The organism is Oceanicaulis alexandrii DSM 11625 (assembly GCF_000420265.1).
Taxonomy (GTDB): Bacteria; Pseudomonadota; Alphaproteobacteria; order Caulobacterales; family Maricaulaceae; genus Oceanicaulis; species Oceanicaulis alexandrii.
The window spans coordinates 2320414-2342759 of the sequence record NZ_ATUP01000001.1 but is presented as its reverse complement, the minus strand read 5'-3'; the positions used below and the strand labels follow the sequence as shown (position 1 = coordinate 2342759).

25 protein-coding genes are annotated in these 22346 nt (G+C 60.4%); 17 read left to right on the top strand and 8 right to left on the bottom strand.

Annotation, left to right across the window (positions count from 1 at the left end; genetic code table 11):
* Positions 1-257: 257 nt before the first annotated feature.
* Positions 258-1127 (bottom strand): M23 family metallopeptidase, encoded by an 870-nt coding sequence (locus tag G405_RS0111165; RefSeq protein ID WP_022701608.1) that lies wholly within the window; start codon positions 1125-1127, stop codon positions 258-260.
* A gap of 5 nt (positions 1128-1132) precedes the next feature.
* Positions 1133-1393, bottom strand: a complete 261-nt coding sequence (locus G405_RS0111160; RefSeq protein WP_022701607.1) for a DUF2093 domain-containing protein — start codon at positions 1391-1393, stop codon at positions 1133-1135.
* A 93-nt stretch (positions 1394-1486) separates the two neighbouring features.
* Here G405_RS0111160 and mutL point away from each other — a divergent pair, with 93 nt between their 5' ends.
* The 6 genes from mutL (at position 1487) to G405_RS0111130 (ending at position 8360) form a co-directional block, all read left to right on the top strand.
* Positions 1487-3403, top strand: a complete 1917-nt coding sequence (gene mutL, locus G405_RS0111155; protein WP_022701606.1) for a DNA mismatch repair endonuclease MutL — start codon at positions 1487-1489, stop codon at positions 3401-3403.
* 115 nt (positions 3404-3518) lie between these two features.
* Positions 3519-4382 carry an alpha/beta hydrolase gene (locus G405_RS15855; protein ID WP_051143348.1) on the top strand — a complete coding sequence of 288 codons (864 nt, stop codon included), beginning with the start codon at positions 3519-3521 and terminating at the stop codon, positions 4380-4382.
* A gap of 183 nt (positions 4383-4565) precedes the next feature.
* Positions 4566-5075 carry a signal peptidase II gene (lspA, locus tag G405_RS0111145; protein WP_233346028.1) on the top strand — a complete coding sequence of 170 codons (510 nt, stop codon included), beginning with the start codon at positions 4566-4568 and terminating at the stop codon, positions 5073-5075.
* Positions 5076-5147: 72 nt separating this feature from the next.
* Positions 5148-5705: a DUF3035 domain-containing protein gene (locus G405_RS0111140; RefSeq protein ID WP_233346027.1), complete on the top strand. Its 558-nt coding sequence runs from the start codon at positions 5148-5150 to the stop codon at positions 5703-5705.
* 161 nt (positions 5706-5866) lie between these two features.
* Positions 5867-7165 carry a metal-dependent hydrolase family protein gene (locus tag G405_RS0111135; protein WP_022701602.1) on the top strand — a complete coding sequence of 433 codons (1299 nt, stop codon included), beginning with the start codon at positions 5867-5869 and terminating at the stop codon, positions 7163-7165.
* Positions 7166-7301: 136 nt separating this feature from the next.
* Positions 7302-8360, top strand: coding sequence for a phosphotransferase (locus G405_RS0111130; RefSeq protein WP_022701601.1), 1059 nt, complete (start codon positions 7302-7304; stop codon positions 8358-8360).
* 6 nt (positions 8361-8366) lie between these two features.
* On the opposite strand, the gene G405_RS0111125 is transcribed toward G405_RS0111130, so the two are convergent.
* Together G405_RS0111125 and G405_RS0111120 are read right to left on the bottom strand one after the other, a co-directional pair.
* Positions 8367-8789 (bottom strand): hypothetical protein, encoded by a 423-nt coding sequence (locus tag G405_RS0111125; RefSeq protein WP_022701600.1) that lies wholly within the window; start codon positions 8787-8789, stop codon positions 8367-8369.
* A gap of 146 nt (positions 8790-8935) precedes the next feature.
* Positions 8936-10150, bottom strand: a complete 1215-nt coding sequence (locus G405_RS0111120) for an acyl-CoA dehydrogenase family protein (RefSeq protein WP_022701599.1) — start codon at positions 10148-10150, stop codon at positions 8936-8938.
* Between the two features lie 178 nt (positions 10151-10328).
* Between G405_RS0111120 and G405_RS0111115 the strand changes: the two genes are divergently transcribed.
* The 4 genes from G405_RS0111115 (at position 10329) to G405_RS0111100 (ending at position 12377) form a co-directional block, all read left to right on the top strand.
* Positions 10329-10811 carry a GNAT family N-acetyltransferase gene (locus G405_RS0111115; RefSeq protein ID WP_022701598.1) on the top strand — a complete coding sequence of 161 codons (483 nt, stop codon included), beginning with the start codon at positions 10329-10331 and terminating at the stop codon, positions 10809-10811.
* Positions 10801-11382 (top strand): GNAT family N-acetyltransferase, encoded by a 582-nt coding sequence (locus G405_RS0111110; protein ID WP_022701597.1) that lies wholly within the window; start codon positions 10801-10803, stop codon positions 11380-11382. Before G405_RS0111115 ends, G405_RS0111110 begins: the two co-directional genes overlap by 11 nt.
* A 52-nt stretch (positions 11383-11434) precedes the next feature.
* A complete protein-coding gene (locus G405_RS0111105; RefSeq protein WP_022701596.1) occupies positions 11435-12124 on the top strand; it encodes a hypothetical protein in 690 nt (229 codons plus the stop codon).
* Positions 12125-12185: 61 nt separating this feature from the next.
* The gene (locus G405_RS0111100; RefSeq protein ID WP_022701595.1) at positions 12186-12377 is read left to right on the top strand and encodes a hypothetical protein; all 192 of its coding nucleotides are present in this window, start codon (positions 12186-12188) and stop codon (positions 12375-12377) included.
* Here G405_RS0111100 and tadA read toward each other — a convergent pair.
* Positions 12374-12826 (bottom strand): tRNA adenosine(34) deaminase TadA, encoded by a 453-nt coding sequence (gene tadA, locus G405_RS0111095; protein ID WP_022701594.1) that lies wholly within the window; start codon positions 12824-12826, stop codon positions 12374-12376. The genes G405_RS0111100 and tadA overlap by 4 nt on opposite strands.
* Positions 12827-12912: 86 nt before the next feature.
* Between tadA and G405_RS0111090 the strand changes: the two genes are divergently transcribed.
* Together G405_RS0111090 and rsmD are read left to right on the top strand one after the other, a co-directional pair.
* Positions 12913-13977: a pseudouridine synthase gene (locus tag G405_RS0111090; protein ID WP_022701593.1), complete on the top strand. Its 1065-nt coding sequence runs from the start codon at positions 12913-12915 to the stop codon at positions 13975-13977.
* Positions 13952-14518, top strand: a complete 567-nt coding sequence (gene rsmD / locus G405_RS0111085) for a 16S rRNA (guanine(966)-N(2))-methyltransferase RsmD (RefSeq protein ID WP_022701592.1) — start codon at positions 13952-13954, stop codon at positions 14516-14518. The genes G405_RS0111090 and rsmD overlap by 26 nt, the downstream gene beginning before the upstream one ends.
* 115 nt (positions 14519-14633) lie before the next feature.
* On the opposite strand, the gene G405_RS0111080 is transcribed toward rsmD, so the two are convergent.
* Together G405_RS0111080 and G405_RS0111075 are read right to left on the bottom strand one after the other, a co-directional pair.
* Positions 14634-15566: a bifunctional riboflavin kinase/FAD synthetase gene (locus tag G405_RS0111080; RefSeq protein WP_022701591.1), complete on the bottom strand. Its 933-nt coding sequence runs from the start codon at positions 15564-15566 to the stop codon at positions 14634-14636.
* A 3-nt stretch (positions 15567-15569) separates the two neighbouring features.
* On the bottom strand, positions 15570-16010 hold the full coding sequence (locus G405_RS0111075; RefSeq protein ID WP_022701590.1) for a MaoC family dehydratase: 441 nt from the start codon (positions 16008-16010) through the stop codon (positions 15570-15572).
* Positions 16011-16148: 138 nt separating this feature from the next.
* Between G405_RS0111075 and G405_RS0111070 the strand changes: the two genes are divergently transcribed.
* Both G405_RS0111070 and G405_RS0111065 read left to right on the top strand, forming a co-directional pair.
* The gene (locus tag G405_RS0111070; RefSeq protein ID WP_022701589.1) at positions 16149-16535 is read left to right on the top strand and encodes a response regulator; all 387 of its coding nucleotides are present in this window, start codon (positions 16149-16151) and stop codon (positions 16533-16535) included.
* Between the two features lie 93 nt (positions 16536-16628).
* Positions 16629-17297, top strand: a complete 669-nt coding sequence (locus G405_RS0111065; RefSeq protein WP_022701588.1) for a protein phosphatase CheZ — start codon at positions 16629-16631, stop codon at positions 17295-17297.
* Between the two features lie 92 nt (positions 17298-17389).
* Here the strand turns inward: G405_RS0111065 and panD are convergent, their stop codons facing one another.
* Positions 17390-17776: an aspartate 1-decarboxylase gene (gene panD, locus G405_RS0111060; protein ID WP_022701587.1), complete on the bottom strand. Its 387-nt coding sequence runs from the start codon at positions 17774-17776 to the stop codon at positions 17390-17392.
* A 526-nt stretch (positions 17777-18302) separates the two neighbouring features.
* Here panD and G405_RS16845 point away from each other — a divergent pair.
* Genes G405_RS16845 through G405_RS16835 form a run of 3 tightly spaced genes read left to right on the top strand, consistent with a single transcriptional unit; the run spans position 18303 to position 21960 of the window.
* A complete protein-coding gene (locus G405_RS16845) occupies positions 18303-19394 on the top strand; it encodes a DNA cytosine methyltransferase (RefSeq protein ID WP_233346053.1) in 1092 nt (363 codons plus the stop codon).
* Entirely contained in the window at positions 19391-20476 is a 1086-nt protein-coding gene (locus G405_RS16840; protein WP_028284744.1) for a DNA cytosine methyltransferase, read from the top strand. Before G405_RS16845 ends, G405_RS16840 begins: the two co-directional genes overlap by 4 nt.
* Positions 20455-21960: a restriction endonuclease gene (locus G405_RS16835; RefSeq protein ID WP_156861481.1), complete on the top strand. Its 1506-nt coding sequence runs from the start codon at positions 20455-20457 to the stop codon at positions 21958-21960. Before G405_RS16840 ends, G405_RS16835 begins: the two co-directional genes overlap by 22 nt.
* Positions 21961-22346 lie beyond the last annotated feature (386 nt).

Below are 22346 nucleotides of genomic sequence, written 5' to 3'. Positions count from 1 at the left end.
TTCACTTTTCCCGTCATCCCGGCCTTGAGCCGGGATCTGCTGCAGGCGTCTGGGTAAACAGAACAGAGTGATTTCGGTGGATCCCGGATCGCTGCGCGTCCGGGATGACATGTTCAGGATATGAATATCTATCTCTGTCCCGGCGAAGGCCGGGATCCAGAGCCGGATGTGCGGCGCTTGATGATCTCTGGGTCCCGGCCTTCGCCGGGAAAGAGAAGAAAAAAGCCAGACCGCGACGGGTCCGGGACTTCAGGCGCTTACCGCAAACCGCTGGGGTCCACCTCGAGCGCGGCGGCGGGATCGATATAGCGGTTGTGCCATTTGATGCGCCAGTCGAGATGCGCGCCGGTGGAGCGGCCGCCCGAGCCCACTTCGCCGATCACTTCGCCTTGCGCGACTTGCTGGCCGACTTCCACGTTCACCGCGCCCAGATGCAGGAAGGCGCTGGTCAGGCCCTGGCCGTGATCAATGAAGATCAGCCCGCCTTCGTAATACATGTCGGGATCAGCCAGGGTGACGACGCCCGCCGCGGGCGCGATCACCGGCGTGCCGCCCGGCGCGGCGATGTCGATACCGTAATGAGGCCGGCGCGGTTCGCCATTGTAATAGCGCTGGCTGCCGTAAACGCCTGTCATGCGGCCCTCGACCGGCATTTCAAACAGGGTGGCGAAGCCGTCGCCCGCCCAGCGTGATTGATAGGCGTTGCGCTTTTCACGGCCCTCGGCGCGGATCCGGTCGAGCACGTCTTCAGGCGGGGTGACGTATTGCTGGGGCACGCCCTCAATGCGCTGAATGTCATACTCGCGCTGCTGGACGGTGACGGTCTCTTCATAGGACAGCCCCGCCGCGCGCACGCTCAGAAGCGTCCGGGGCTCAGCGTCGCGGTCATGGCCCAGAACCACCCAGCCCTCGTCATCGGCGGACACGGTGATGTCGCCCAGGCTCACATCGGCGCCCGGCGCGGTGCGGCAGACGATCATCGCGCCCTGACGATGGGTTCCCGCGCAATTGATCGGCGAAACCGCGCTTGGCGCGCTTTCCGCGATCAGCGCCGCCATGGGATCAGCCGCACCCTCCGGCGCAGCGGCGACGGATTGAACAAGAGCGAGCGCGGCGATCAGAACCATGAGAATTATCCCGGTTTTTGCTGTTTGGTGCTGCCAGGGCCCTGATAGACCTCGCGCCAGCGCGCCGTGGCGGCGTTGGCGTCCAGATAGGCTTCCTGCAGCTCGGCGGACCAGTAGCGCAGATTGTTGATGGCGATTTTCTCACCCGTCACCGCGCATTTCACATAAGCGCCGGGTTTCAGGATCATGAAATCCGCGTCGCCATACTCGAGCATGGCCTCGCCGGTGAAATCACGATCAAAAGATGTCAGATCAGTATCGGTCATACCGCTTTCCTATCACGTCTCTTTGCGCAAACGGAAGATGGCAAACAGCACGGCTTTCTTGACCGACTCACACCGCGTCGCGAGGTTGGTCCCATGAGCATCATCCGCCGCCTGTCGCCAGAAACCGTCAACCGCATCGCCGCCGGCGAAGTGGTCGAGCGCCCCGCCAGCGCCGTCAAGGAGCTGGTGGAGAACGCGCTGGACGCCGGCGCGCGCCGGATCGACGTGCGCATCGAGGGCGGCGGGCTGACCCGCATCGTCATCGAGGATGACGGCTCGGGCATGGATTCCGACGGGCTGGAAACCGCCATCGAGCGGCACGCCACCTCCAAGCTGCCGGTGGGCGAAGACGGCCAGGATGATCTTCTGAATATCCATTCCATGGGGTTTCGCGGCGAAGCCCTGCCCTCCATCGGGTCTGTGGCGCGGCTGACGATCACGACACAGGACCAGGAGCTGGGTGAAGCCTGGGAGCTGTGCGTCGAAGGCGGAATCAAATCCGGCCCGCGCCCGGCGCCGTCGCTGGGCCGTCGCGGCACGCGCGTCGAGGTGTGCGATCTGTTTTACGCGACGCCCGCCCGTCTCAAATTCCTCAAATCCGAACGCGCCGAGAGCACCGCCGTTGCAGACGTGATCAAGCGTCTGGCGCTGGCCCGCCCCGATGTGGGCTTCTTCCTGTCGGTCGAGGGCCGTTCGCGCGTCTCCGCCCCGGCGGAAACCACTGACGATCGCGACGAAGCGCGGCGGGGCCGTCTGTCGTCCATTCTTGGCGCGGATTTTGGCGAGAACGCTCTGGTCATCGATCAGGAGCGCGAAGGCGTGCACCTGACCGGGCTCGCCAGCCTGCCCACCTATAATCGCGGCTCGAACCAGCACCAGTTCCTGTTCGTCAATGGCCGCCCGGTCAAGGACAAGCTGATCGTCGGCGCGGTGCGCGGCGCCTATCAGGATTTTCTCGCGCGCGACCGGCACCCGGTGGTGGCGCTCTATGTGGATCTGCCCACCGGCCATGTGGATGTGAACGTGCACCCGGCCAAGGCCGAAGTGCGCTTTCGCGATTCAGGGCTGGTGCGCGGGCTGATCGTCGGCGCTTTGCGTCATGCGCTGGCGGGCGCCGGGCACCGCGCCTCCACCACGGTCGCTGGCTATGCGCTCGGACGAGCGCGGCCTGAAGGCGCGCCGTCTCACGCTTTGCCTTTGACGCGGGGCAGTTCGATCTCCAGCGGCTGGGCGAACCGGCCCTCCCCCGCCTGGGAAAGCCAGCTGTCCGAGCATCATGAGACGTCGGGTTACGGCTATGGCGAGTCCCGGACCGAGACGTCCCATTCTGAACGCTCAGATCTCGCGCCGGGCATGTCCGCGCGCACCGAGCCCCAATATGGCGGCGAACCTGTAGAGGGCGGGTCAGAGCCAGAAACCCAGCATCCTGACTATCCGCTGGGCGTGGCGCGGGCGCAGGTGCACGCCACCTATGTGATCGCCCAGACCGAGGACGGCCTGGTCATCGTCGATCAGCACGCCGCCCATGAGCGCCTCGTTTATGAGCGGATGAAGAAACAACTCGCTGCCACCGGCGTGGCGCGACAGGCTTTGCTGGTGCCTGAAATCGTCGAACTGGATGAGGCCGAGGCGCGCCGTGTGCTCGACCGCGCCGATCAGCTGGCCGAGCTAGGCCTGATCGTCGAACCCTTCGGCGCGGGCGCGCTGGCCGTGCGCGAGACGCCCGCTCTTCTCAAACGCCTGAACGTGCAGGGCCTCATTCGCGACCTGGCCGACGAGATCGCTGAATATGACGAAGCGCTGTCTCTGAAAGAAAAGCTCGAAGAGGTGGTTGGCACGATGGCGTGTCACGGCTCGGTGCGCGCGGGCCGCCGCCTCACCGGCGATGAAATGAACGCGCTCTTGCGCGAGATGGAAGCCACCCCCCATTCGGGCCAATGCAATCACGGCCGCCCCACCTATGTGGAGCTGAAACTCGCCGATATCGAACGGTTGTTCGGGCGGCGGTAGCGCAGACGCTCCATATCGGACTTAGTGCGCACGCCTTACATGCGCCTTGCCAAGACGTGCACACGCACTGTGCTATCGTCAGCATCCCATCACACTTCAATTTCGGACCATATCCATGATTGCATTCCTGCCGACGCTGGCGCTTTTGCTGGCCGCTTCAACAGCGCAAGCACAAACTGAGGCTGACGCGGTGCACACCTACAGAAGCCCTGATGGCGAAGCGTTGTCAGCGTATGTGTTTCATTCCTCCAGCCCAGACCCAGCCCCCGCTATCATCCTCTTGCATGGAGGCGGTTGGGCCTATGGCTCCCCTGCCTGGATGGAAAGCTCCGCCCGGCGTCTGGCGGATCAGGGCATGGTCGCAATCTCTGTTCAATATCGCCTGTCCAGAAATGGCGTGACACCAGTTGATGCTCTTCACGACACTTGTGCATCTCTGGCGTGGGTCCGCGAGCAGGCGTCATCGCTTGGCGTCGACCCGTCCCGGATCGCCGCCTATGGCGTGTCCGCTGGCGGGCATCTTGCCGCCTCCATGGCCACCGTCGGCTGTCCGGACGGCACTCAGGGTCCCGACCTGCTTGTTCTTTACTCGCCGGCTATTCGCACCAGTCAGGATGGCTGGTTCCAGCGCCTGCTCGGCCAGCCTGATGATCCGGCGGAGTATTCGCCTTTCGAGCACGTCTCAGAGACCACGCCGGCAACGCTGATCATCAGTGGCGAGCAGGATACTCTGACCCCGCATGCCTATGCGATGGGCTATTGCGACCGCCTGCACGATTTCCAGACTGAATGCGAGATCGAGACTTTTAACGATGTCGGCCATCTTTTGACGCGCAATCTAGACAATCAGGAATCAGATTTCGACGTCGCTGAAGAGGACATTACACGCGCTCGTCACGCCATCAGCGCCTTTCTGGGCCGCCATGGGTATATCAATGACATGACGCAGACGACAGACGAGAGCGCCCCAGAAGGCTGAGGCGTATACACAGCTAACCGACGAACCTGGCCAGAACAGCTTCCGGCTTCAGCCTGCTGTCACAACCAACCCCGCCGAAGCGCCCAGTCAGATTTCGTCGCAGTCAGATTGCGGCGCTTTCACTGGACCGTCTGGCGTGCGCCCTGCTAAGCGTTTCTTCAGAGGGAATGCAGGGACTTGATCATGCAGCGAATGTTTTCGCGTCGGCGCAGCGCCGGATCGTTCACGATTTTCGGCTTTATCATCGCCGTGCTTGTGCTGATCGCGGACCAGGCCAGCAAATACTGGATCCTGTACGGGCTCGATCTGGACGGGCGCACGCCGCAACAGGTTCAGGTCCTCGATCCGTGGTTCAACCTGACCATGGTGTGGAATCACGGCGTCAGCTTCGGCATGTTTCAGGCGGATTCCGATCTGCAGCGCTATCTCCTGGCGGCGGTGTCGCTGGCGATCGCCGGCATGCTGATCGTATGGATGTTCCAGACCACCCGCCGATTGCAGGCTCTGGCCTTCGCCCTGATCATCGGCGGCGCGATCGGCAATGTGATCGACCGGCTGATCTATGGCGCGGTGGTCGACTTTTTCGATTTCTCAGGGCTGTACTTCCCCTATGTCTTCAACGTCGCGGACGCAGGCATCTGCATCGGCGTCGCCGTGATGATTTTGGACCTGATCGTGAACGGGGACCGCTAAACCGGTCTTCCAGCGGCGCCGGGCCTCTGGCCAGAGCGTGCGCCAGTCTGATACAAGCGGTGAGAACCGCCCATGAAAGCGAGCTTTCGACCCATGCGTATGCGCACCGCCCTGATCCTTTCCGCCACCGCCCTGTTCGCGTTGACCGGCTGTAATTCCGGCGTCCGCCAGGCCCTTGGCGTAGACAAGACCACCCCGGACGAGTTCCGCGTCGTGACGATTGCGCCGCTGTCAGTGCCGCCCGAATACAATCTGACGCCGCCGCGTCCAGGCGAGCTGCGCGCTGAAGACATGTTCCAGGACCAGCAGGCGCGTCGCGCCCTGTTCGGCGACCTGTCGGGCACCAACGCCAGCGACGCTGAAATCCTGTTCGCCTCGCGCGCCGGCGCTGCAGACGCCAATCCCAATGTGCGCGCCATCATCGACGGCGAGACCGCATCCCTGATCCGCAAGGATCAGAGCTTTGCAGACCGCGTGCTGTTCTGGCGTGACAATGAGCGCCTGGTCCAGCAAGGCGGCGAGCCGATTGATCCCGACGACGCCACCGCCGCGATCGAGGGCGTCACCGGCGGCGGCGAAGTCGAAATCGAGCGCCGCCGCACCGTGCGCCGCAAACTGCCGGGCCTCTAAGCCCTGCTGATGCTCTTGACTATCTCTGCAAACGCCCGGCCCTCGCGCCGGGCGTTTTGCATGGCACGCCCCCTGTTTCCTGCCGTTTGAGGTTTGACACTCGCCCCGGAGCCGGACACTTTTGCGATTAAGCTCTAAAGAGCACCAAAGGGGAGACAGACATGAACCGCACGATTGCTGCGCTTGGCGCACTCACGCTCACTGCCGCACCGGCGTTCGCCGACGATCATGGCGAAGCGCCGCTCACCGTCATCCATGCCGGCCATCTGATCGCTGCGCCCGGCGAGGAACGCGTGCAGAGCGAAGTCTCCATTCTGGTGCGCGGCGATTCGATCGAAGCGATCGAAAACGGCTTTGTCAGCCCCGACGGCGCCGAGATCGTGGATCTGTCGAACGCCTGGGTGATGCCCGGCTTCATCGACGCCCATGTGCATATCACCAACGAACAAGGCCCGGGCCGCCGCATCTCCGCCTTCACAGAAGGCAGCGCGGACCGCGCCATTGACGGCGTCCTGTATGCGGGCCGCACCCTGATGGCGGGCTTCACCACCGTTCAGGATGTGGGCGGCGACATGGAAGCCGTGCGCGCCCTGCGCGCCGGCGTCGAGGCAGGCGACATTGTCGGCCCGCGCCTGCGCATTGCGGGCGGCGCGGTGACGCCCACCGGCGGGCATGGCGATGTGAATGGCTGGAGCGTGGAATTCATGCGCCAGAACGCCAGCCCCTATGCCTGCAACGGCCCGGCCGATTGCGCCCGCGCCACCCGCCAGCTGGTTCAGGAAGGCGCGGACGTTATCAAGATCACCGCCACGGGCGGGGTGCTCTCCTCCACCGGCGCCGGGGTCGAACAGCAGTTCTTTGAAGACGAGCTGGAAGCCATTGTCGAGGCCGCGCACATGATGGGCCGCCGGGTGACCGCCCACGCCCATGGCGTGACCGGGATCAACGCCTTCCTGCGCGCGGGCGGCGATTCCATCGAGCACGGCACCTATCTGGATCGCGACTCCATGCGCCTGTTCCGCGACAATGACGCGGTGCTGGTGCCCACCGCCATGGCGGGCGAATGGGTGGCCAATCAGGCCGACGCCGGCTGGATGACGCCGTTCCAGGCCGCCAAGGCCCGCATGGTCGGCCCGCAAATGCTGGAAATGGTCCGCCGCGCCCATGAGGGCGGCGTCACCATCGCCTTCGGCACCGATTCCGGCGTCTCCGCCCATGGCGACAACGCCCGCGAATTCCTGCTCTACACCATGGCGGGCATGACCGAGATGGAAGCGCTCGCCACCGCCACCACCGTGGGCGCGCGCCATGTGCAGATGGAAGACACGATCGGCCGCATCGCGCCGGGCTTCGCCGCCGACATCGTGGCGACCAATGGCGATCCGCTGTCTGACATCGAAGAGCTGATGGACATCGACTTCGTCATGGCCCGCGGCGTGGTGCGCAAGAACGAAGAGTAAGACTGACGCCCCGGTTGGCGCACAGCGCCGAACCGGGGCCTCTCTCCGCCCTTGGCGCAGTCCTTCAATGAGGTCCCGGCTCGGTCTTTCTGACCGTCCGGGATTTCCACTTAGACAACAAGAGTGACCCCGACCCATGTCCCAACTTGACGACACCTATACCGGCACCAAGCCGGTCGCAGACGCGCTGAAATTCGACCAGGCGGCGCTGGAGCGCTGGATGCAGGCGCATGTGGAGGGTTTTGCGGGACCGCTGACCATCGAGCAGTTCAAGGGCGGGCAATCCAACCCCACCTACAAGCTTGAAACGCCCAAGGCGCGCTATGTGCTGCGCCGCAAGCCGCCGGGCAAGCTCTTGCCGTCCGCCCATGCTGTGGACCGCGAATACCGGGTGATGAAGGCGCTCGGCGAGCAGGGCTTCCCCGCCCCGCACATGTTCGGCCTGTGCGAGGATGACAGCGTCATCGGCACCGCCTTCTACATCATGGATTTCGTTGAGGGCCGGATCTTCTGGGACCCGTATCTGCCCGATCTGAAGCCCGAGGATCGCGCCGCGATCTATGACGCGTCCAACGCCACCCTCGCCCATCTGCACTCCATCGACCATGAAGCGGCGGGTCTGGGCGATTACGGCAAACCAGGCAATTATTTCGAGCGCTCCATCGGCCGCTGGTCCAAGCAGTACAAGGCGGCGGAGACGCAGACCATCGCCGCGATGGACAAGCTGATCGAATGGCTGCCCGAGCATGCGCCGGCGCAAGAACGCACCAGCGTGGTGCATGGCGATTACCGCATCGACAACATGATCTTCCACCCCACCGAGCCCAAGGTCATCGCGGTTCTGGATTGGGAGCTGTCGACGCTGGGCGATCCGCTGGCGGACTTCACCTATCAGCTGATGCAATGGCGCACGCCCAAAGACATGCGCAACGGCTTCCTGGGCGCGGATCTCAAGGCGATGGGCATCCCCACCGAAGACGAATATGTCAAAGCCTATTGCGAGCGCACGGGCCGGGACGGCATCCCCAAGCTCGATTTCTATTTCGCCTACAACATTTTCCGCCTGACCAGCATCGTGCAGGGCGTCTACGCCCGCTCGCTGCAGGGCAATGCGTCCAATGAAAAAGCCAAGGAAATGGGCGCCCTCGTCCAGCCCATGGCCGAATACGCCTGGAGCATCGCCGAAGGCGCCTGAGGCGGACTAGCCGCCCAGATGGCTGAGGAAGGGCGCGCCCAGCGCGCCCGCCATCACCAGCTCGAAGCCCAGCGCCATGGCGTTGTAGGAGGTACGGGTCTCCTGCTCGGCGTCCGTCAGCATGGACAAAGCGCGCCCGATCACCATGCCCAGCCAATAGCAGCTGGCGGCGAAACTGGCGCCCATCACAGCGCCGGCGCCCGCCTGATAGCTCATCGCGATCGTCAGCAGCACCGCGGCGTGCAGCAACAAGAGCGCGCCGCCATAGCTGGCGCGAAACTCCGACCAGCCGCCTTTCCAGCGCGGATCCGGCGCCAGCCGCACGACGCTTTGCGCCCAGCGCGGCACGATAAGGGCGCCCAGCCCCATGCCGACGCCCAACAGGGCGGCGAGGCCGGCGATAATCCAGGTCGCGGGAAAGTCCATCATGGCGGTTCTCATTGTCGCTACGAACGAGCTTACGCGCGGACACGGCGATCAGATCACTTCAAGACGCGGTTATCCACAGCGTGGCCGCAAAAGAAAAGCCCCGGCGCAACCGCCGGGGCTTTGAGGGGCGTGAACATCGATAGGCCTTAGCCGTTGAGCCATTTCTTGGCTTCGAGGCGGGCGATGGTGCGTTCGTGCACCTCGTCCGGACCGTCGGCGAGGCGCAGCGTGCGGATGCCGGCATAGGAATAGGCGAGCGGGGTGTCATTGCTGACGCCGCAGCCGCCATGGGCCTGGATGGCGTCATCGATGACTTTCAGCGCCATGCGCGGGGCGGCCACCTTGATCATGGCGATCTCGCCGCGGGCAACCTTGTTGCCCACTGTGTCCATCATCCACGCCGCCTTGAGGGTGAGCAGACGGCAGGTCTCGATCTCGATGCGGGCCTGCGCGATGCGGCTGTCCCAGACCGAATGCTTGATGATCGGCTTGCCAAAGGCTTCCCGGCTCATCAGGCGTTTGACCATCAGCTCCAGCGCGCGTTCAGCGGCGCCGATGGTGCGCATGCAGTGGTGAATGCGGCCCGGCCCAAGCCGGCCTTGTGCGATCTCAAAACCTCGGCCCTCGCCCAGCAAGATCGCGGAGGCGGGCACGCGGACATTTTCGAGCTTGATTTCCATATGGCCGTGCGGCGCGTCGTCATAGCCGAACACGGGCAGGAAGCGCTCGATGGTCACGCCCTTCGCGTCAGCCGGCACGACGACCATGGACTGCTGGGAATGCACGTCGGCGTCGGGATTGGTCTTGCCCATGACGATGAAGACCTTGCAGCGCGGATCGCCGGCGCCCGAACTCCACCATTTGCGGCCATTGATGACGTATTCGTCGCCATCACGCTCGATCTTGCACTCGATATTGGTCGCGTCGGCGCTGGCCACCGCCGGCTCGGTCATCAGGAAGGCGGAGCGGATCTCGCCCGCCAGCAGCGGCTTGAGCCATTTTTCCTGATGCTCTTTAGTGCCGTAGCGCACAAAGACTTCCATATTGCCGGTGTCGGGCGCGGCGCAGTTAAACACTTCGCTGGCCCAAGGCACCCGGCCCATTTCTTCCGCCAGCGGCGCGTAATCGGAGTTCGACAGGCCCGCGCCCTCTTCACTGTCAGGCAGGAAGAGATTCCACAGACCGGCGGCCTTGGCCTTTTGCTTCAACTCCTCGATGATGGCGGGGACCTGCCAACGTTCGGTTCCGAACGCGGCCATCTGAGCGGCGTAGACCGGCTCGTTGGGATAGACATGCTCGTCCATGAAGGCGCGCACCCGCGCCTGATAGTCTTTGCAGAGGTCGGAATATTCAAAATTCATGGCGATAGGCCTCCCCTTGGCGGCGATCCGGACCCGGTCCGCCGAACAGTTCTTAAGAGCTTATCTAATTATCGTCATCCCGGCGCGAAAATCCACCCTTAAAACCCTGCGTCACAATGGCGCCCATGGATCGATGTGCTAGCATCTGCAGCATTCTGTGGGAGGAAAGGCCTGGTCCATGACTGCGCTGCACATTCAAATCGATGATCCCGCCCGTCCGGACGTCACCACCCTCCTGCAGACTCACGCCGCGTTCGCGCTGGAGGAATCCCCCCCAGACACCTGTCATTTTCTGGATGTGGCGGGGCTTAAAACGCCGGACATCACCTTCTGGAGCGCCCGCAAGGACGGCGCGCTGCTGGGCGTGGTGGCGCTCAAAACCCTGTCAGACACAGACGGCGAGGTGAAGTCCATGCACGTGGCTGAGGCCGCAAGGGGTCAGGGCGCGGCGCGCGCGCTGATGGTGCATCTGATCGAACAGGCGCGCCAAAAAGGCCTGAAAAAGCTGTGGCTGGAGACCGGCAACACCCAGGGCTTCCAGGCGGCGGTCGCGCTCTACGCCAAGCTGGGTTTCACACACTGCCCGCCTTTTGGCGGCTATCAGGAAACCGATTTCAACATCTTCATGATGCTCGACCTGAGCAGCGCCCATGCAGCTTGATCCGCAAATTCTCGAAAACGCCCATGTCAGGCTTGAGCCCCTGACCGATCAGCATCGCGAAGCTCTGCGCCCGCTGGCGCAGGAGGAGACGATCTGGGCGTTGACCACCAAGCGCGGCGACGGGCCGTATTTTGATCCCTGGTTTGATCTGATGCTGCAAGGCCAGGCGAACCGCACCCAGATCAGCCATGCCGTCTGGTCGAAAGCGACCGGCGCCTATGCCGGGCACACCGCCTTCTTGCAGATCGATGCGGACAATCAACGCGTTGAGATCGGCTGGACCTGGTATGGCGCGCCCTATCGCGGCGGCGTCACCAATCCGGCGTGCAAATCCTTGCTGCTCGAACGCGCTTTTGGCTGCGGCGCGCAGCGTGTGGAGCTAAAAACCCATCACCTCAATGAGCGCAGCCAAGCCGCCATGCTGAAACTGGGCGCGATCCGTGAAGGCACGCTGCGTTCGCATTCGCGCACCTGGCGCGGCGACCGGCGCGACACCGTGTTCTTCTCCATCCTGCCTGAAGAGTGGCCAGGGGTTCAGGCCGGATTAAACCTGCGGCTGACAAACGCTTGAGTTTGCGGGGCAACGGGTGAAGATGGAGCCTCAACTCACAGGGGACGTTTCCATGCTTCGTACATTTCTGGCGCTTGGCGCTGTATCCGCCCTCGCCGCGCCCGCATGGGCTCAAAGCGAGCCTGGCAGCGTCTATTTCCAGATCGATAATTGCGCCAGCTATCAACTCCCCGGAGAGCCGGTCTGGGAGACCGCCTGCGCGGCCCATGACAGCTGGAGCATCTTCCTGCACTCCACAGAGCATGGCAGCGGCATCGCCTACGCCTATAATGGCAGCGAGCGCACCGAGTTTTATACGCCGCCCGCCACGCTGTTGTTCGGCGGCTATCATTCCACCATGGAATGGCGGCGCAATGAGAGCGGCGCTTACGCCACCATCCATCGCTATGTCAGCGAAGGCCCGTCCATGGATGTGGACCCCAATGGCGGCCCGGATTCGGGCGAAGACCAGCGCCAGGACCATCTGGTGATCACCGCGCTCAACCCGGACAGTTACGAGCGTGTCGCCTGCCCGCTCTTCGTGGTGGACGCCAGCCAGATCAGCGACGCCAACGAGGCCGCACAGATTCTCGCGGATACGTTCGCACCGGGGCATGTGTGCGATGACAGCGAGGCGTATGTCTTCACCGATATGGGCGAGGTCTACGCCACGGTAGAAGCCTATGACATGGAAATGGAAATGAACGAGAGCCAGGGCGACGACGCTGCGTCCCCCATGCAACCTCCCAAATCCAAGTCTTGATCCCGACCTGCCGAACGCCGACATGGTTTCATGACGGCGTTCGGGACAGGAGCACATCACGATGATGATCATAGTCAGAGAACGCGGCGGCTGTTTCGGCGGCGGATGCCTGGGCGTTGTGGCGCTGGCGGGCTGGATTACCGCCGTGGTGCGCGACGCCATGATGGTCAAATGGCTCTGGCTGATCTTTGATCTAGCGCTGGCTCCACTGGGCGCCATCCGCGGCTTCATGATGTGGTTTGGCTGGGCCTAGGAGGCAGGGCGCTTTTTCCGCCGCGCCCGGAAAAACGCTTTCAGCATGGCGCTCGACTCGTCCGCCAGAACGCCGCCGGTCACATCCGGGCGGAAATGACAGGTGGGCTGCGCAAAAAACTGCGGGCCATGATCCACCGCCCCGCCCTTGGGATCGGACGCGCCATAAACCACCCGGCCAATACGGGCGTGGCTGATCGCGCCCGCGCACATGGCGCACGGCTCCAGCGTTACATAGAGCTCCAGCCCGGTAAGCCGATAATTGCCAAGCTGTTGCGCCGCCAGACGCAGGGCGCGAATTTCAGCGTGCGCTGTGGGATCATGCTCTGAAATCGGGGCGTTGCCGGCTTCTGCGACGATCTCGTCGGTCGCGGGATCGACGATCACGGCGCCCACAGGCGTCTCGCCCGCGGCAGCCGCGGCTTGCGCTAGACCCAGCGCTCGCCGCATAAAGCCCGTTTCACGATCCTGTTCTGGCGTCGAGTTTTGCGTCGTCATGAGCGGGCCTTACCTCTGGCCTGGAGCGCTGGCAAGTTTTGACAGACACCCCGTCTACCCCTGACACGCCTGAAGACAGCGGCGAACGCATCGCCAAAGTGCTGGCCCATGCCGGCATCGCCTCACGCCGCGAGGCTGAAAAACTGATTGAAGCGGGCCGGGTCAGCGTCAATGGCGAAACCCTGAAAACCCCAGCCTTCAAGGTGCGCGCGGGCGATGATGTGCGGCTGGACGGCGAATCCATCGGCGCCCGCCCGCCCACCCGCGTCTGGCGCTATCACAAGCCTGTGGGCCTTCTGACCACCCATTCCGATCCGCAAGGCCGCGAAACCGTGTTTCAGGCCCTGCCTGAAGATATGGGCCGTGTGATCTCGGTCGGGCGGCTCGATCTGAATTCCGAAGGCCTGCTGCTGCTGACCAATGACGGCGAGCTGGCGCGGGTGCTGGAACTGCCGAGCACCGGCTGGACCCGCCGCTATCGCGTGCGCGCCTATGGCCACGCCACCGACAAGGCGCTCGCCGAGCTGGAAAAAGGCACGACCGTGGACGGCGTCGTCTATGGCCCGATCGAGGTCAGCGTGGATCGCCGGACCGGCGCCAATGTCTGGCTGACCGTGGGCATCAAGGAAGGCAAGAACCGCGAAGTCCGCAAAGTGCTGCAAAGCGTCGGACTGACCGTGAACCGGCTGATGCGCGTGGCCTATGGCCCCTTCCAGCTCGGTTCGCTGAAACGCGGCGACGTGTCGGAAGCCAAGCTGGGCGTGTTGCGCGACCAGCTGGGCAAGCTCTATCCGCTCGACAATGGCGGCCTGCCGCTGAAACCCGGCGAGACCGCCCAGCCCGACACCCGCACCGGAACGGCGAAAGCCAAGCCGCGCGCGGTGCGTCCGGCCTCTCGCGGCCCATCCACCAGCAGCAAACACAAGTCAGGACCAGACGCGGATTCCATCATGCCCGCGGGCAAGTCCAAATCGGCCAAGGGCTGGGCGAAAGCCAAACCCAAGGCCAATGAAAAACCCAAATCCAAACGCGCCGACCCGAAAAAGTCCGGCGGCAAACCCAGCGAAGGCAAGCGTGATGCGGATCGTCGCCGGCGTCCATAAGGGCCGCGCCATCATCGCCCCCAAGGGCGACACCACCCGTCCGACCACCGACCGCGTCCGCGAAAGCGTGTTCAACAAGCTCACCCATGCGCCCTGGGGCGTTGAGCTTGCCGGAGCGCGTGTGCTCGACCTGTTCGCAGGCTCGGGCGCTCTGGGCTTTGAAGCGATCAGCCGCGGGGCGAGCTTCACGCTGTTTGTGGAGACCGATCCGGCCGCCCGCGGCGCCATCCGCAGCAATGTGGACGCGCTGCAATTGTTCGGCTGCACCAAGCTGCATCGCCGCAGCGCCACCGATCTCGGCCCCAAGCCGGAAAAGGTCGGAACGCCGTTTGATCTGGTGTTTCTCGACCCGCCCTATGACAAGGGGCTCGGCGATATCGCCCTCGCCAAACTCATTGAGGGCGCCTGGGTGACGGACGACGCCCTCGCCGTGCTCGAAGAGCGCAAGGGCGTCGAGGTCGACGCGCCCGGTTGGGACCTGATCGACACGCTGGAAGCGGGCGACACGGTGGTGCGGTTTTTCCGGCGGGAGGATGCCTGAATTCCCGGGCGAGCGAAGCGATGACCCGGGACCTACCTCCGCTTTAAGCGCCTTATCTGATGGAGGCCCCGGCTCTGCGCTACGCTTGGCCGGGGTTTCAGCGTTAGAACGGGATCTAAACCCCCAGAATCTCCCGCGCCGTCGCACTATCCGCCGCGATTTGCGCGGTCAGCGCGTCGAGCCCGTCAAACTTCTGCTCGGGGCGGATGAAGTCGATCAGATCGACTTCCAGAATCTGCCCGTAAAGGTCCGCCTCAAAGTCAAACAAGTGCGCCTCTAGACGCGCTTCAGTCCCCTGCACTGTGGGACGCGAGCCAAGATTGGCGACGCCGGCGACACTGTCGCCAGACGGCAAATGCGCGCGCACGGCGTAGACGCCAAACTTCGGACGCAGATACTCGCCCAGGCCGATATTGGCTGTCGGGAAACCCAAAAGGCGCCCGCGCTGATCGCCCTTGGACACCACGCCCTCAATGGCGAAAGGACGCTCCAGCAGCGCTGCAGCGGTCTTCACATCGCCGTCGCGCAAGGCGTTGCGCACATTGGTCGAGGAAATCTTGCCCGACGCATCGTCCAGATTGACCGCTTCTGCGATTTCGACCGCGACGCCATACCGGGCGCCCAGCGCTTTCAGCGCCGCCGCATCTCCCGCCCGGTCCTTGCCAAAGCAGAAGTCCGCGCCGGTCACCACGCCTCTCAGACCCAGCCCCTCGGCCAGCACCTCGCGCACGAACGCATCGGGCGTCATCGCCGCCATCGCCTTTGAAAACGGGATGTGAAACACCGCTTCAGCGCCCGCCTCTTTCAGGGCGCGCGCCCGCTGATGGTCGTTCATCAACAGGAAGGGCGGCGCATCCGGCGCAAAGACCTGGCGCGGATGCGGGCTGAACACGGCCCCGGCGCAGCGCGCGTCCAGCGTTTTGGCGAACGCGCAGGCGGTCTGGATCACGGCGCGATGGCCGCGATGCACGCCGTCAAAATTGCCCAGCGCCGCCACGCAGCCGCGCGACACCTCGGGCAGGTCCGTATAGCCGTGATAAACCGACACGCCTTACGCCGTGCTCTTGCGGCGTTTGCGGACAATCACTTCAGCATCGGCTTCCATACAGGTCTGGCCTTCCACTTCGCATACGCAGGCGAGTTTCACCCGGCGCGCCTTGATGTCCACCTCTGTGACAGTGGCGCGCGCGATCACGGTATCGCCGATCCGCACGGGACGTTCAAACCGCATCGTCATCCCTGCGAACACGGCGCCCGGCCCCGGCAGATGATTGCCCAGAACGCAGGAAATAAAGCTCGCCACCAGTGCGCCATGGGCGATCCGGCCCCGAAACGGAGAGCGGGCGGCATAGGCTTCATCCATATGCAGCGGGTTGAAATCACCGGAAACCTCGGCGAATTGCTTCACCGTATTATCATCCACGAGCCGCGTGATTTCAGCAGATTGCCCCACCTCCAGCTCGTTGATGCCGTAGCCCTCAAAATCACTCATGTGTCACTGCCTTTCCACTTGCGGCGCGTGTTTAACCGAATTTTGACCGCGCTTGTCTACTGTCAGTTTTGTACTGAGCCCTCAATCAGGAGCTTTGAGGGGTTCAGCTATGGTCGTTAATTGGATGGAGGAAGGGTCATGGCTGTCGAAATGACGATGCCGATCCTGGTGGTGGACGATTACAAAACCATGGTTCGCATCATCAAGAACCTGCTCAAGCAGATCGGGTTCGAGAATGTGGACGAAGCTTCGGACGGGACCGAAGCATTTGAAAAGATGAAGAAGAAAAAATATGGCCTGGTCATCTCCGACTGGAATATGGAGCCGATGACCGGCTATGAACTGCTGCAGAAAGTGCGCGCTGACGAATCCGTCAAGGCCACGCCTTTCATCATGGTCACAGCGGAATCCAAAACCGAGAACGTGATCGCAGCGAAAAAAGCCGGCGTGAACAATTATATCGTAAAACCGTTCAACGCCGGAACGCTAAAAGCCAAGATGACCGCCGTCATCGGCGAATTCTAGGGCGAGGGCTTCGTCCCGCCCCTCATGACTAACACGTCGTTAGGGGTGGTGCTGTTGAAGTCCCGCTAGGGCTGGAGTGAAAGGAAGACCGACATGCCTGCCGCAGAAGTCGCCGCACGGGTACGCCAGTCTCTGGAGTCGGTGAAAGTTTCCGATCTCGAAAACGTACAGCTGATCGAGGTGTTGCGCATGGCGCAGCAGCTCACCGACACCATGCAGATGTTTTTCGGGTCCCTGGACAAGTCGATCCACGCCGAATTCAATTCCATCGCCGATTACATCGCGAAAACCCGTGATGAAATCGCGCATCTGCGCCCCAACGACATCCGCGATTCCCGGCTTCCGGGCGCGGGCGCCGAACTGGAAGCGCTGATCGCCGACACCGAACGGGCGACGGAAACCATCATGAGCGAAGCTGAAACGCTCATGTGCAGCGAAACGGAAGATCTGGACGCCTACAAGATGGAGGTCTCCGATTCGATGACCAAAATCATCGAGGCGTGCTCCTTCCAGGATCTCACCGGTCAACGCGTGTCCAAGGTGGTCAGCTCGCTCAAGCATATCGAAGAGCGGGTGGCGCGCTTCGCCCAGACCATGGGCGTGAACGACGCCGAGGCCACCGCTAATGAAAAGGCCGAGGAAGAGCGCAAAGCCAAGCTCCACCTCAACGGCCCGGCCATTGGCGGACCCGAAGTGGGTCAGGACAATGTCGATGACCTTCTGGCCATGGACCAGGATTCCATCGACGCATTGTTTGATTAAATCCTTCAAATACCATGCGCTCTTTGGGGCGCATGAAAAAAGCCCCGCCGGATCCCGGCGGGGCTTTTTTTTCGTGTTTCACCCGGCCTGAACTAGGCGGCGTCGAGCTTGCGGCCGGAGCCTTCCTCGACGCTGACCACGTCATTGTTCTCGTCCAGCAGCACCACGGTGGGCACGAACTGGCGCGCCTCTTCGGCCGCCATGCCGGCATAGGCCACCACGATGATGCGGTCGCCGGGCTGGGCCAGCCGCGCCGCGGCGCCATTTATGCCGAACATCTTGGAGCCGCGCGGGGCGGAGATGGCGTAGGTGGTGAACCGTTCGCCATTGTTGATGTTCAGGACATCCACCTGCTCATTGACCAGAATGCCCGCCGCTTCCAGCAGGTCCTGGTCGATGGAGATGGAGCCTTCATAGTGAAGGTCCGCTTGCGTCACCGCGGCGCGGTGAAGCTTGGTCTTCATCATGGTGAGTTGCATGCCGCCCTCGTCATGAAAATGAGTCTGTTGCACTGCGGTATACTCGATTGCGACAGAAAAAACACCCGTTTCGCACTGACATATTTGTCATGTGGGGATTAAGGGGGCGTTGGTGAAGGGGGGCTTCCTCTTCCCCCATACTGAAACCCCGGCCAAGCGCAGCGCTGAGCCGGGGGCTCCATCAGAACTTGGCGCTTTAAACGGAGAGAGGTCCCGGGTCTTCGCGATGCTCGCCCGGGAATACAGCTTCTTTCCGTTCTCTCAATACCCGTCATCCCGGACGCGTAGCGATCCGGGATCGACCGGATACACTCTGCTCTGATCACAGAGACGCCTGCAGCAAGCCTTGACGCGAACATAATAGGAACGCATTGTGGCATCTGTGGGTGACCAGCTGTTGTTCCTAAAGCTTCGGATTTTGTTGCGAATCGAATAGCCTTGATTATCCAGAATTTTGCTTGCTTACCAAGTTAGCTACCCAAAATACCAACTTCTTAGACTTCCTAGGGGCGACGCCTTGCTGCCAGTGATTGATCTTTTTGCCGGTGCCGGTGGATTTGGTATTGCTAGTAAAATCGCGGGCGCGGACCTTCGCCTTTCGGTAGAAATCGACCGTAAAGCATGCGAAACGTTACGGATGAATCACGCTGATTCTAGCCACTCGGTACATGAGGGCAGCGTTCTTGATTTTAGCGGACAACAAATGCGAGAAATGGCTGGCTTAGATAAGTCAGATCCACTTCTGGTGGTCGGAGGCGCTCCCTGTCAGCCATTTTCGAAAAATGCCTACTGGACTGATCCCGGCGAAGACCTGAAGCTTCGCTTGGCGTTCTATAGAGGTGATGATTCAGTTTACAAAAGGCCCCCTTCAATAACCGAGCCTCGCCCAGATGAACGACGAAATCTTCTGTTGGAGTTCGCGCGTCTTGTTATCGAAGCGAAAGCTGACGGATTTGTCCTTGAAAACGTGGCTAGCATTTTTCACCCACGCAACAAAGAGACGGCCGAATTCTTTATAGATGTAATGAAGGACGCCGGAATGAACGTAGCAATATTTAAAGGTAACAGTGCTGAGTTTGGGGTCCCACAGAAACGCCAGCGTGTATTCATTTATGGAGCCCGGTCACAAACCCCGGAAATTCCGGAGATTACCCACTCAGAGGAACCCTCGATTTTCCTGAAGCCTTTTGTCAGCGTTGGAGAGGCAATCGCCGCATATTCTGGAGATGAATTTTTTGAACGTGAGGAGTTAATCTCAGGTCGTTACGCGCATCATCTGGCTGACGTGCCCCCCGGCTGGAACTATAAAGCACTTACCGCATGGGCTGGGCACCCCAACCCATCATTCGAAGCGGAAAGCCGTTTTTGGAACTTTCTACTTAAGCTGCACCCAGAAAAACTGTCTTGGACCGTAGCGGCTTCACCAGGTCCTTGGACGGGCCCATTTCATTGGGATACACGTAGGCTAAGAACCCCAGAGCTCGCGGCCATCCAAAGTTTTCCTGACGGATACCGGTTTGCAGGAAGTCGTCGCGACCGCGTGCGACAAATCGGCAACGCTGTTCCACCTAAGCTTGCAGCTCCAGTAATTGTTAAGGTCCTAGAGGCAATCGCATGACTAACGCTAACGTAGCACTACGATCAATTTCTATGTTCAGCGGATGTGGTGGACTTGACTATGGTCTTGAACGCGCAGGCTTTACTACTGTTGGAGCAGTGGACAACGATAAAGACTGCGTAGAGAGCTTCAAATCAAACTTTCCCGACGCTGAAGTACGATGCGAAGATCTCATCAGTTGGACAGAGGCTGACATGCGGACTTGGCTTGAGCGGTTCGATGCTCCTATCAGTCTGCTGGCTGCCGGGCCGCCCTGTCCCCCTTTCTCTAAATCCCGCTTTTGGCGCACTGATCTACCAAAAGGCTTTGATGACCCCACTGGCGCGGGAAGCTTCCGCTCAGTTCTCACCGCGCTTTCAATCGTAAAACCGTTGGCATTCGTGATCGAGAATGTCAAAGGGCTGACTTACCGCAATAACCGCCCGGCAATGGACTCTGTAATTGAAAGGGCCCAGGCACTTGGGTATCAGGTGACCTGGGCAGTCTTGAATGCGGCCAATTATGGCGTGCCTCAGATCCGAGAGCGATGTTTTATTGTAGGGCTACTCGGTGATGCTGCCTTTCAATTTCCTACTCCAACGCATGATAAAGAACCGAACAATCCAGAATTGAAGCCTTGGGCGACGGCAGGTGATGTTTTGAATGACATCGATACCGACGAGGCTGCTGATAGCTGGGGTCATACAGCTGGTGGCCGTTACAAGCACCTCTTGGAAGAATTACCCCCTGGTGAGAACTACCTTTATTTTACTGCTGAGCGCGGTTATCCAAACCCCCAGTTTAAATGGCGCTCTCGCTATTGGACTTACCTTTTAAAGCTAAGCCCAAGTCTCCCATCTTGGACTATTCAGGCCAAACGTACCAATAATATGGGACCTCTCCACTGGAGAAATAGGATCCTTCGAATTGAGGAGGTGAAGCGGCTGCAGACGTTCCCTGACGACTATTTTCTAGTTGGAGATGTAAATAAAAAATGGCGCCAACTTGGAAATGCAGTCCCACCAGTATTAGCTGAAGCACTTGGAAAGGCACTAGCAACGCAAATTCGGAGAATAGGAAAGTGGGAAACGAAGGTCGCATAGATTCATCAGGCGGGACGGGTAAGCCTTCGCTAATTCTTCCTATTGCAAATGAATTTAGCCCTGGGGCTCCTAAAAACAATCCAGTTAGTCTACAGATTGTACTGAGGATTGTTAGCGAGAATTCGGGACGGGATGCGCAAGTCGAGGCAATACGAAGCCATTATTTTTACAATGCTGCTGAAAAACAGTCAGACCCTCAGCTCCGACGGCTTCAACAAAAGCAGCTTGCTAGCAATGTCTTAATTGGGATGGATAGCTTTAAAATTTATGACGAAAAGACTGAGGACCTTACAGATATTGGAGCTCACCTTCTTTCATTACCTTCGGAATTTGAAGCTAATCGTTCATTCGCCAAACACATCCTCTTAACTCTCAATGGCACCGAGATTCTTCGCATAATCCGGTCAATGGAGAAGGGCGGCAGAGCCATCAATAAAACGTCCCTCGCGGAGGAGTTGAATCGCTATGGATTTGTGACAAAGGCAGGGGGCCCTATTTCAACTAGCTCAAAAAACCACCTGATCTTATTGTCATGGCTGCGTAAGGCTAATGTTCTCCCGAAGAGTGGATACAATATCAATAACGATGAACTAAAGGCAATTATCGGAACTTCCGTCGATGACGCGGATGATGCGATTGCGCTTTCTGACCGGCAAAAAGTGTTTGCTTCAACGCTCCGACGTGACTTTGAAATTAATGGCGTGCGAGATGTATTCGTAAAAGACCTTCGTGCCCTCTGCCAAGCCCAGCACCCTACTGTATTTGGACGAACAGACGATTTAAGGAAAGCTATAATCAATCCTTTAGTTATGGATGGTTGGATAACGCATTCTGAAACCAAAGGGGGGAGAAGCAAAGGACGTGGCAGAGGAGGAGCCTCAGGAACAGTAAGTGTAACAGAAAAGTTGGTGTCACTTGATCCAGAATATTTAGGCCTTGCAGACCTCGCGGGAATTCCTGGAGAAGTGCGAAACCATTTGTCGCGACCGATAACTCAAATTATTGAGGAGCTTAGCAGTGACGATACGGGCGTTAAAGGTCTTGCGCTTGAAACCCTCTCGGTACGTATTTTGTATGAACTCGGGCTTACGCCTGTAGCCTTCCGAGAGCGCGGATCAGAAAACAATGGTGCGGAGGTTGATCTTATTGCTGAGGGCGCTGACACCCATTTTCACCGCTGGATGGTACAATGCAAGAATATGGCTAAGGTGCCTGTATCTGCATTGGCAAAAGAAATTGGAATGGCGGTGCTTTACAAAGCACAAGTTATATTAATTATTACAACAGGTGAATTTACAAAGACGGTTCATCTCCACGCGAAACAGCTATCAGAGACTAGTAGTCACCAAGCTATTTTAATTGATAAATTCGGCCTTCAAATTTATTTTGATGAAGGTGTTACTGGTTTGTTTCGTGAGATGGGTTTGCAAGCACGAGATATTCTAGAATGGAAGCTGCCGCAACGCCGCGCGTTGGTCGAATAAATCCAATATTTGATCAATTTCTGCCACATTAGATCCTCACTAATTTTTGATTATAGAAGACTTTCACTGAACGTATCTCTAGCCTCTCCAGCTTGTCCAAGGTGGGAATGGTGGAGAAATTGCCCCCAGCCTCTCGGCCTTCGGGATTGACCCGGAGGTCCATGCGGCGGCTCGGCTGGGTATGGGTCCCCGGATCAAGTCCGAGGACCGAAGGAAGAGACTCTTAGTCTCTGTCCCCGCGAAGGCGGGGTCCAGAGCCGGATGCGCGGCGCTGGATGATCTCTGGGTCCCGGACCAAGTCCGGGACAGAGGAAAAAACGGGGGACAGGCGAGAGCCTCAGACGCCCCCAATCCCCCTCGCCTTGGACGGCGCTAGACTCCGCGGC

Bases quoted from the DNA above. Each gene is read 5' to 3' on its own strand.
- G405_RS0111120 (WP_022701599.1), bottom strand. From the start codon at position 10,150: ATGAATTTTGAATATTCCGACCTCTGCAAAGACTATCAGGCGCGGGTG.
- G405_RS0111100 (WP_022701595.1), top strand. From the start codon at position 12,186: ATGATGATCATAGTCAGAGAACGCGGCGGCTGTTTCGGCGGCGGATGC.
- G405_RS0111125 (WP_022701600.1), bottom strand. From the start codon at position 8,789: ATGATGGACTTTCCCGCGACCTGGATTATCGCCGGCCTCGCCGCCCTG.
- G405_RS0111165 (WP_022701608.1), bottom strand. From the start codon at position 1,127: ATGGTTCTGATCGCCGCGCTCGCTCTTGTTCAATCCGTCGCCGCTGCG.
- G405_RS0111160 (WP_022701607.1), bottom strand. From the start codon at position 1,393: ATGACCGATACTGATCTGACATCTTTTGATCGTGATTTCACCGGCGAG.
- panD (WP_022701587.1), bottom strand. From the start codon at position 17,776: ATGCAACTCACCATGATGAAGACCAAGCTTCACCGCGCCGCGGTGACG.
- G405_RS0111070 (WP_022701589.1), top strand. From the start codon at position 16,149: ATGGCTGTCGAAATGACGATGCCGATCCTGGTGGTGGACGATTACAAA.
- lspA (WP_233346028.1), top strand. From the start codon at position 4,566: ATGCAGCGAATGTTTTCGCGTCGGCGCAGCGCCGGATCGTTCACGATT.
- G405_RS15855 (WP_051143348.1), top strand. From the start codon at position 3,519: ATGATTGCATTCCTGCCGACGCTGGCGCTTTTGCTGGCCGCTTCAACA.
- G405_RS0111110 (WP_022701597.1), top strand. From the start codon at position 10,801: ATGCAGCTTGATCCGCAAATTCTCGAAAACGCCCATGTCAGGCTTGAG.
- mutL (WP_022701606.1), top strand. From the start codon at position 1,487: ATGAGCATCATCCGCCGCCTGTCGCCAGAAACCGTCAACCGCATCGCC.
- G405_RS16840 (WP_028284744.1), top strand. From the start codon at position 19,391: ATGACTAACGCTAACGTAGCACTACGATCAATTTCTATGTTCAGCGGA.
- rsmD (WP_022701592.1), top strand. From the start codon at position 13,952: ATGCGGATCGTCGCCGGCGTCCATAAGGGCCGCGCCATCATCGCCCCC.
- G405_RS0111115 (WP_022701598.1), top strand. From the start codon at position 10,329: ATGACTGCGCTGCACATTCAAATCGATGATCCCGCCCGTCCGGACGTC.
- G405_RS0111065 (WP_022701588.1), top strand. From the start codon at position 16,629: ATGCCTGCCGCAGAAGTCGCCGCACGGGTACGCCAGTCTCTGGAGTCG.
- G405_RS0111130 (WP_022701601.1), top strand. From the start codon at position 7,302: ATGTCCCAACTTGACGACACCTATACCGGCACCAAGCCGGTCGCAGAC.
- tadA (WP_022701594.1), bottom strand. From the start codon at position 12,826: ATGCGGCGAGCGCTGGGTCTAGCGCAAGCCGCGGCTGCCGCGGGCGAG.
- G405_RS0111135 (WP_022701602.1), top strand. From the start codon at position 5,867: ATGAACCGCACGATTGCTGCGCTTGGCGCACTCACGCTCACTGCCGCA.
- G405_RS0111075 (WP_022701590.1), bottom strand. From the start codon at position 16,010: ATGAGTGATTTTGAGGGCTACGGCATCAACGAGCTGGAGGTGGGGCAA.
- G405_RS0111140 (WP_233346027.1), top strand. From the start codon at position 5,148: ATGAAAGCGAGCTTTCGACCCATGCGTATGCGCACCGCCCTGATCCTT.
- G405_RS0111105 (WP_022701596.1), top strand. From the start codon at position 11,435: ATGCTTCGTACATTTCTGGCGCTTGGCGCTGTATCCGCCCTCGCCGCG.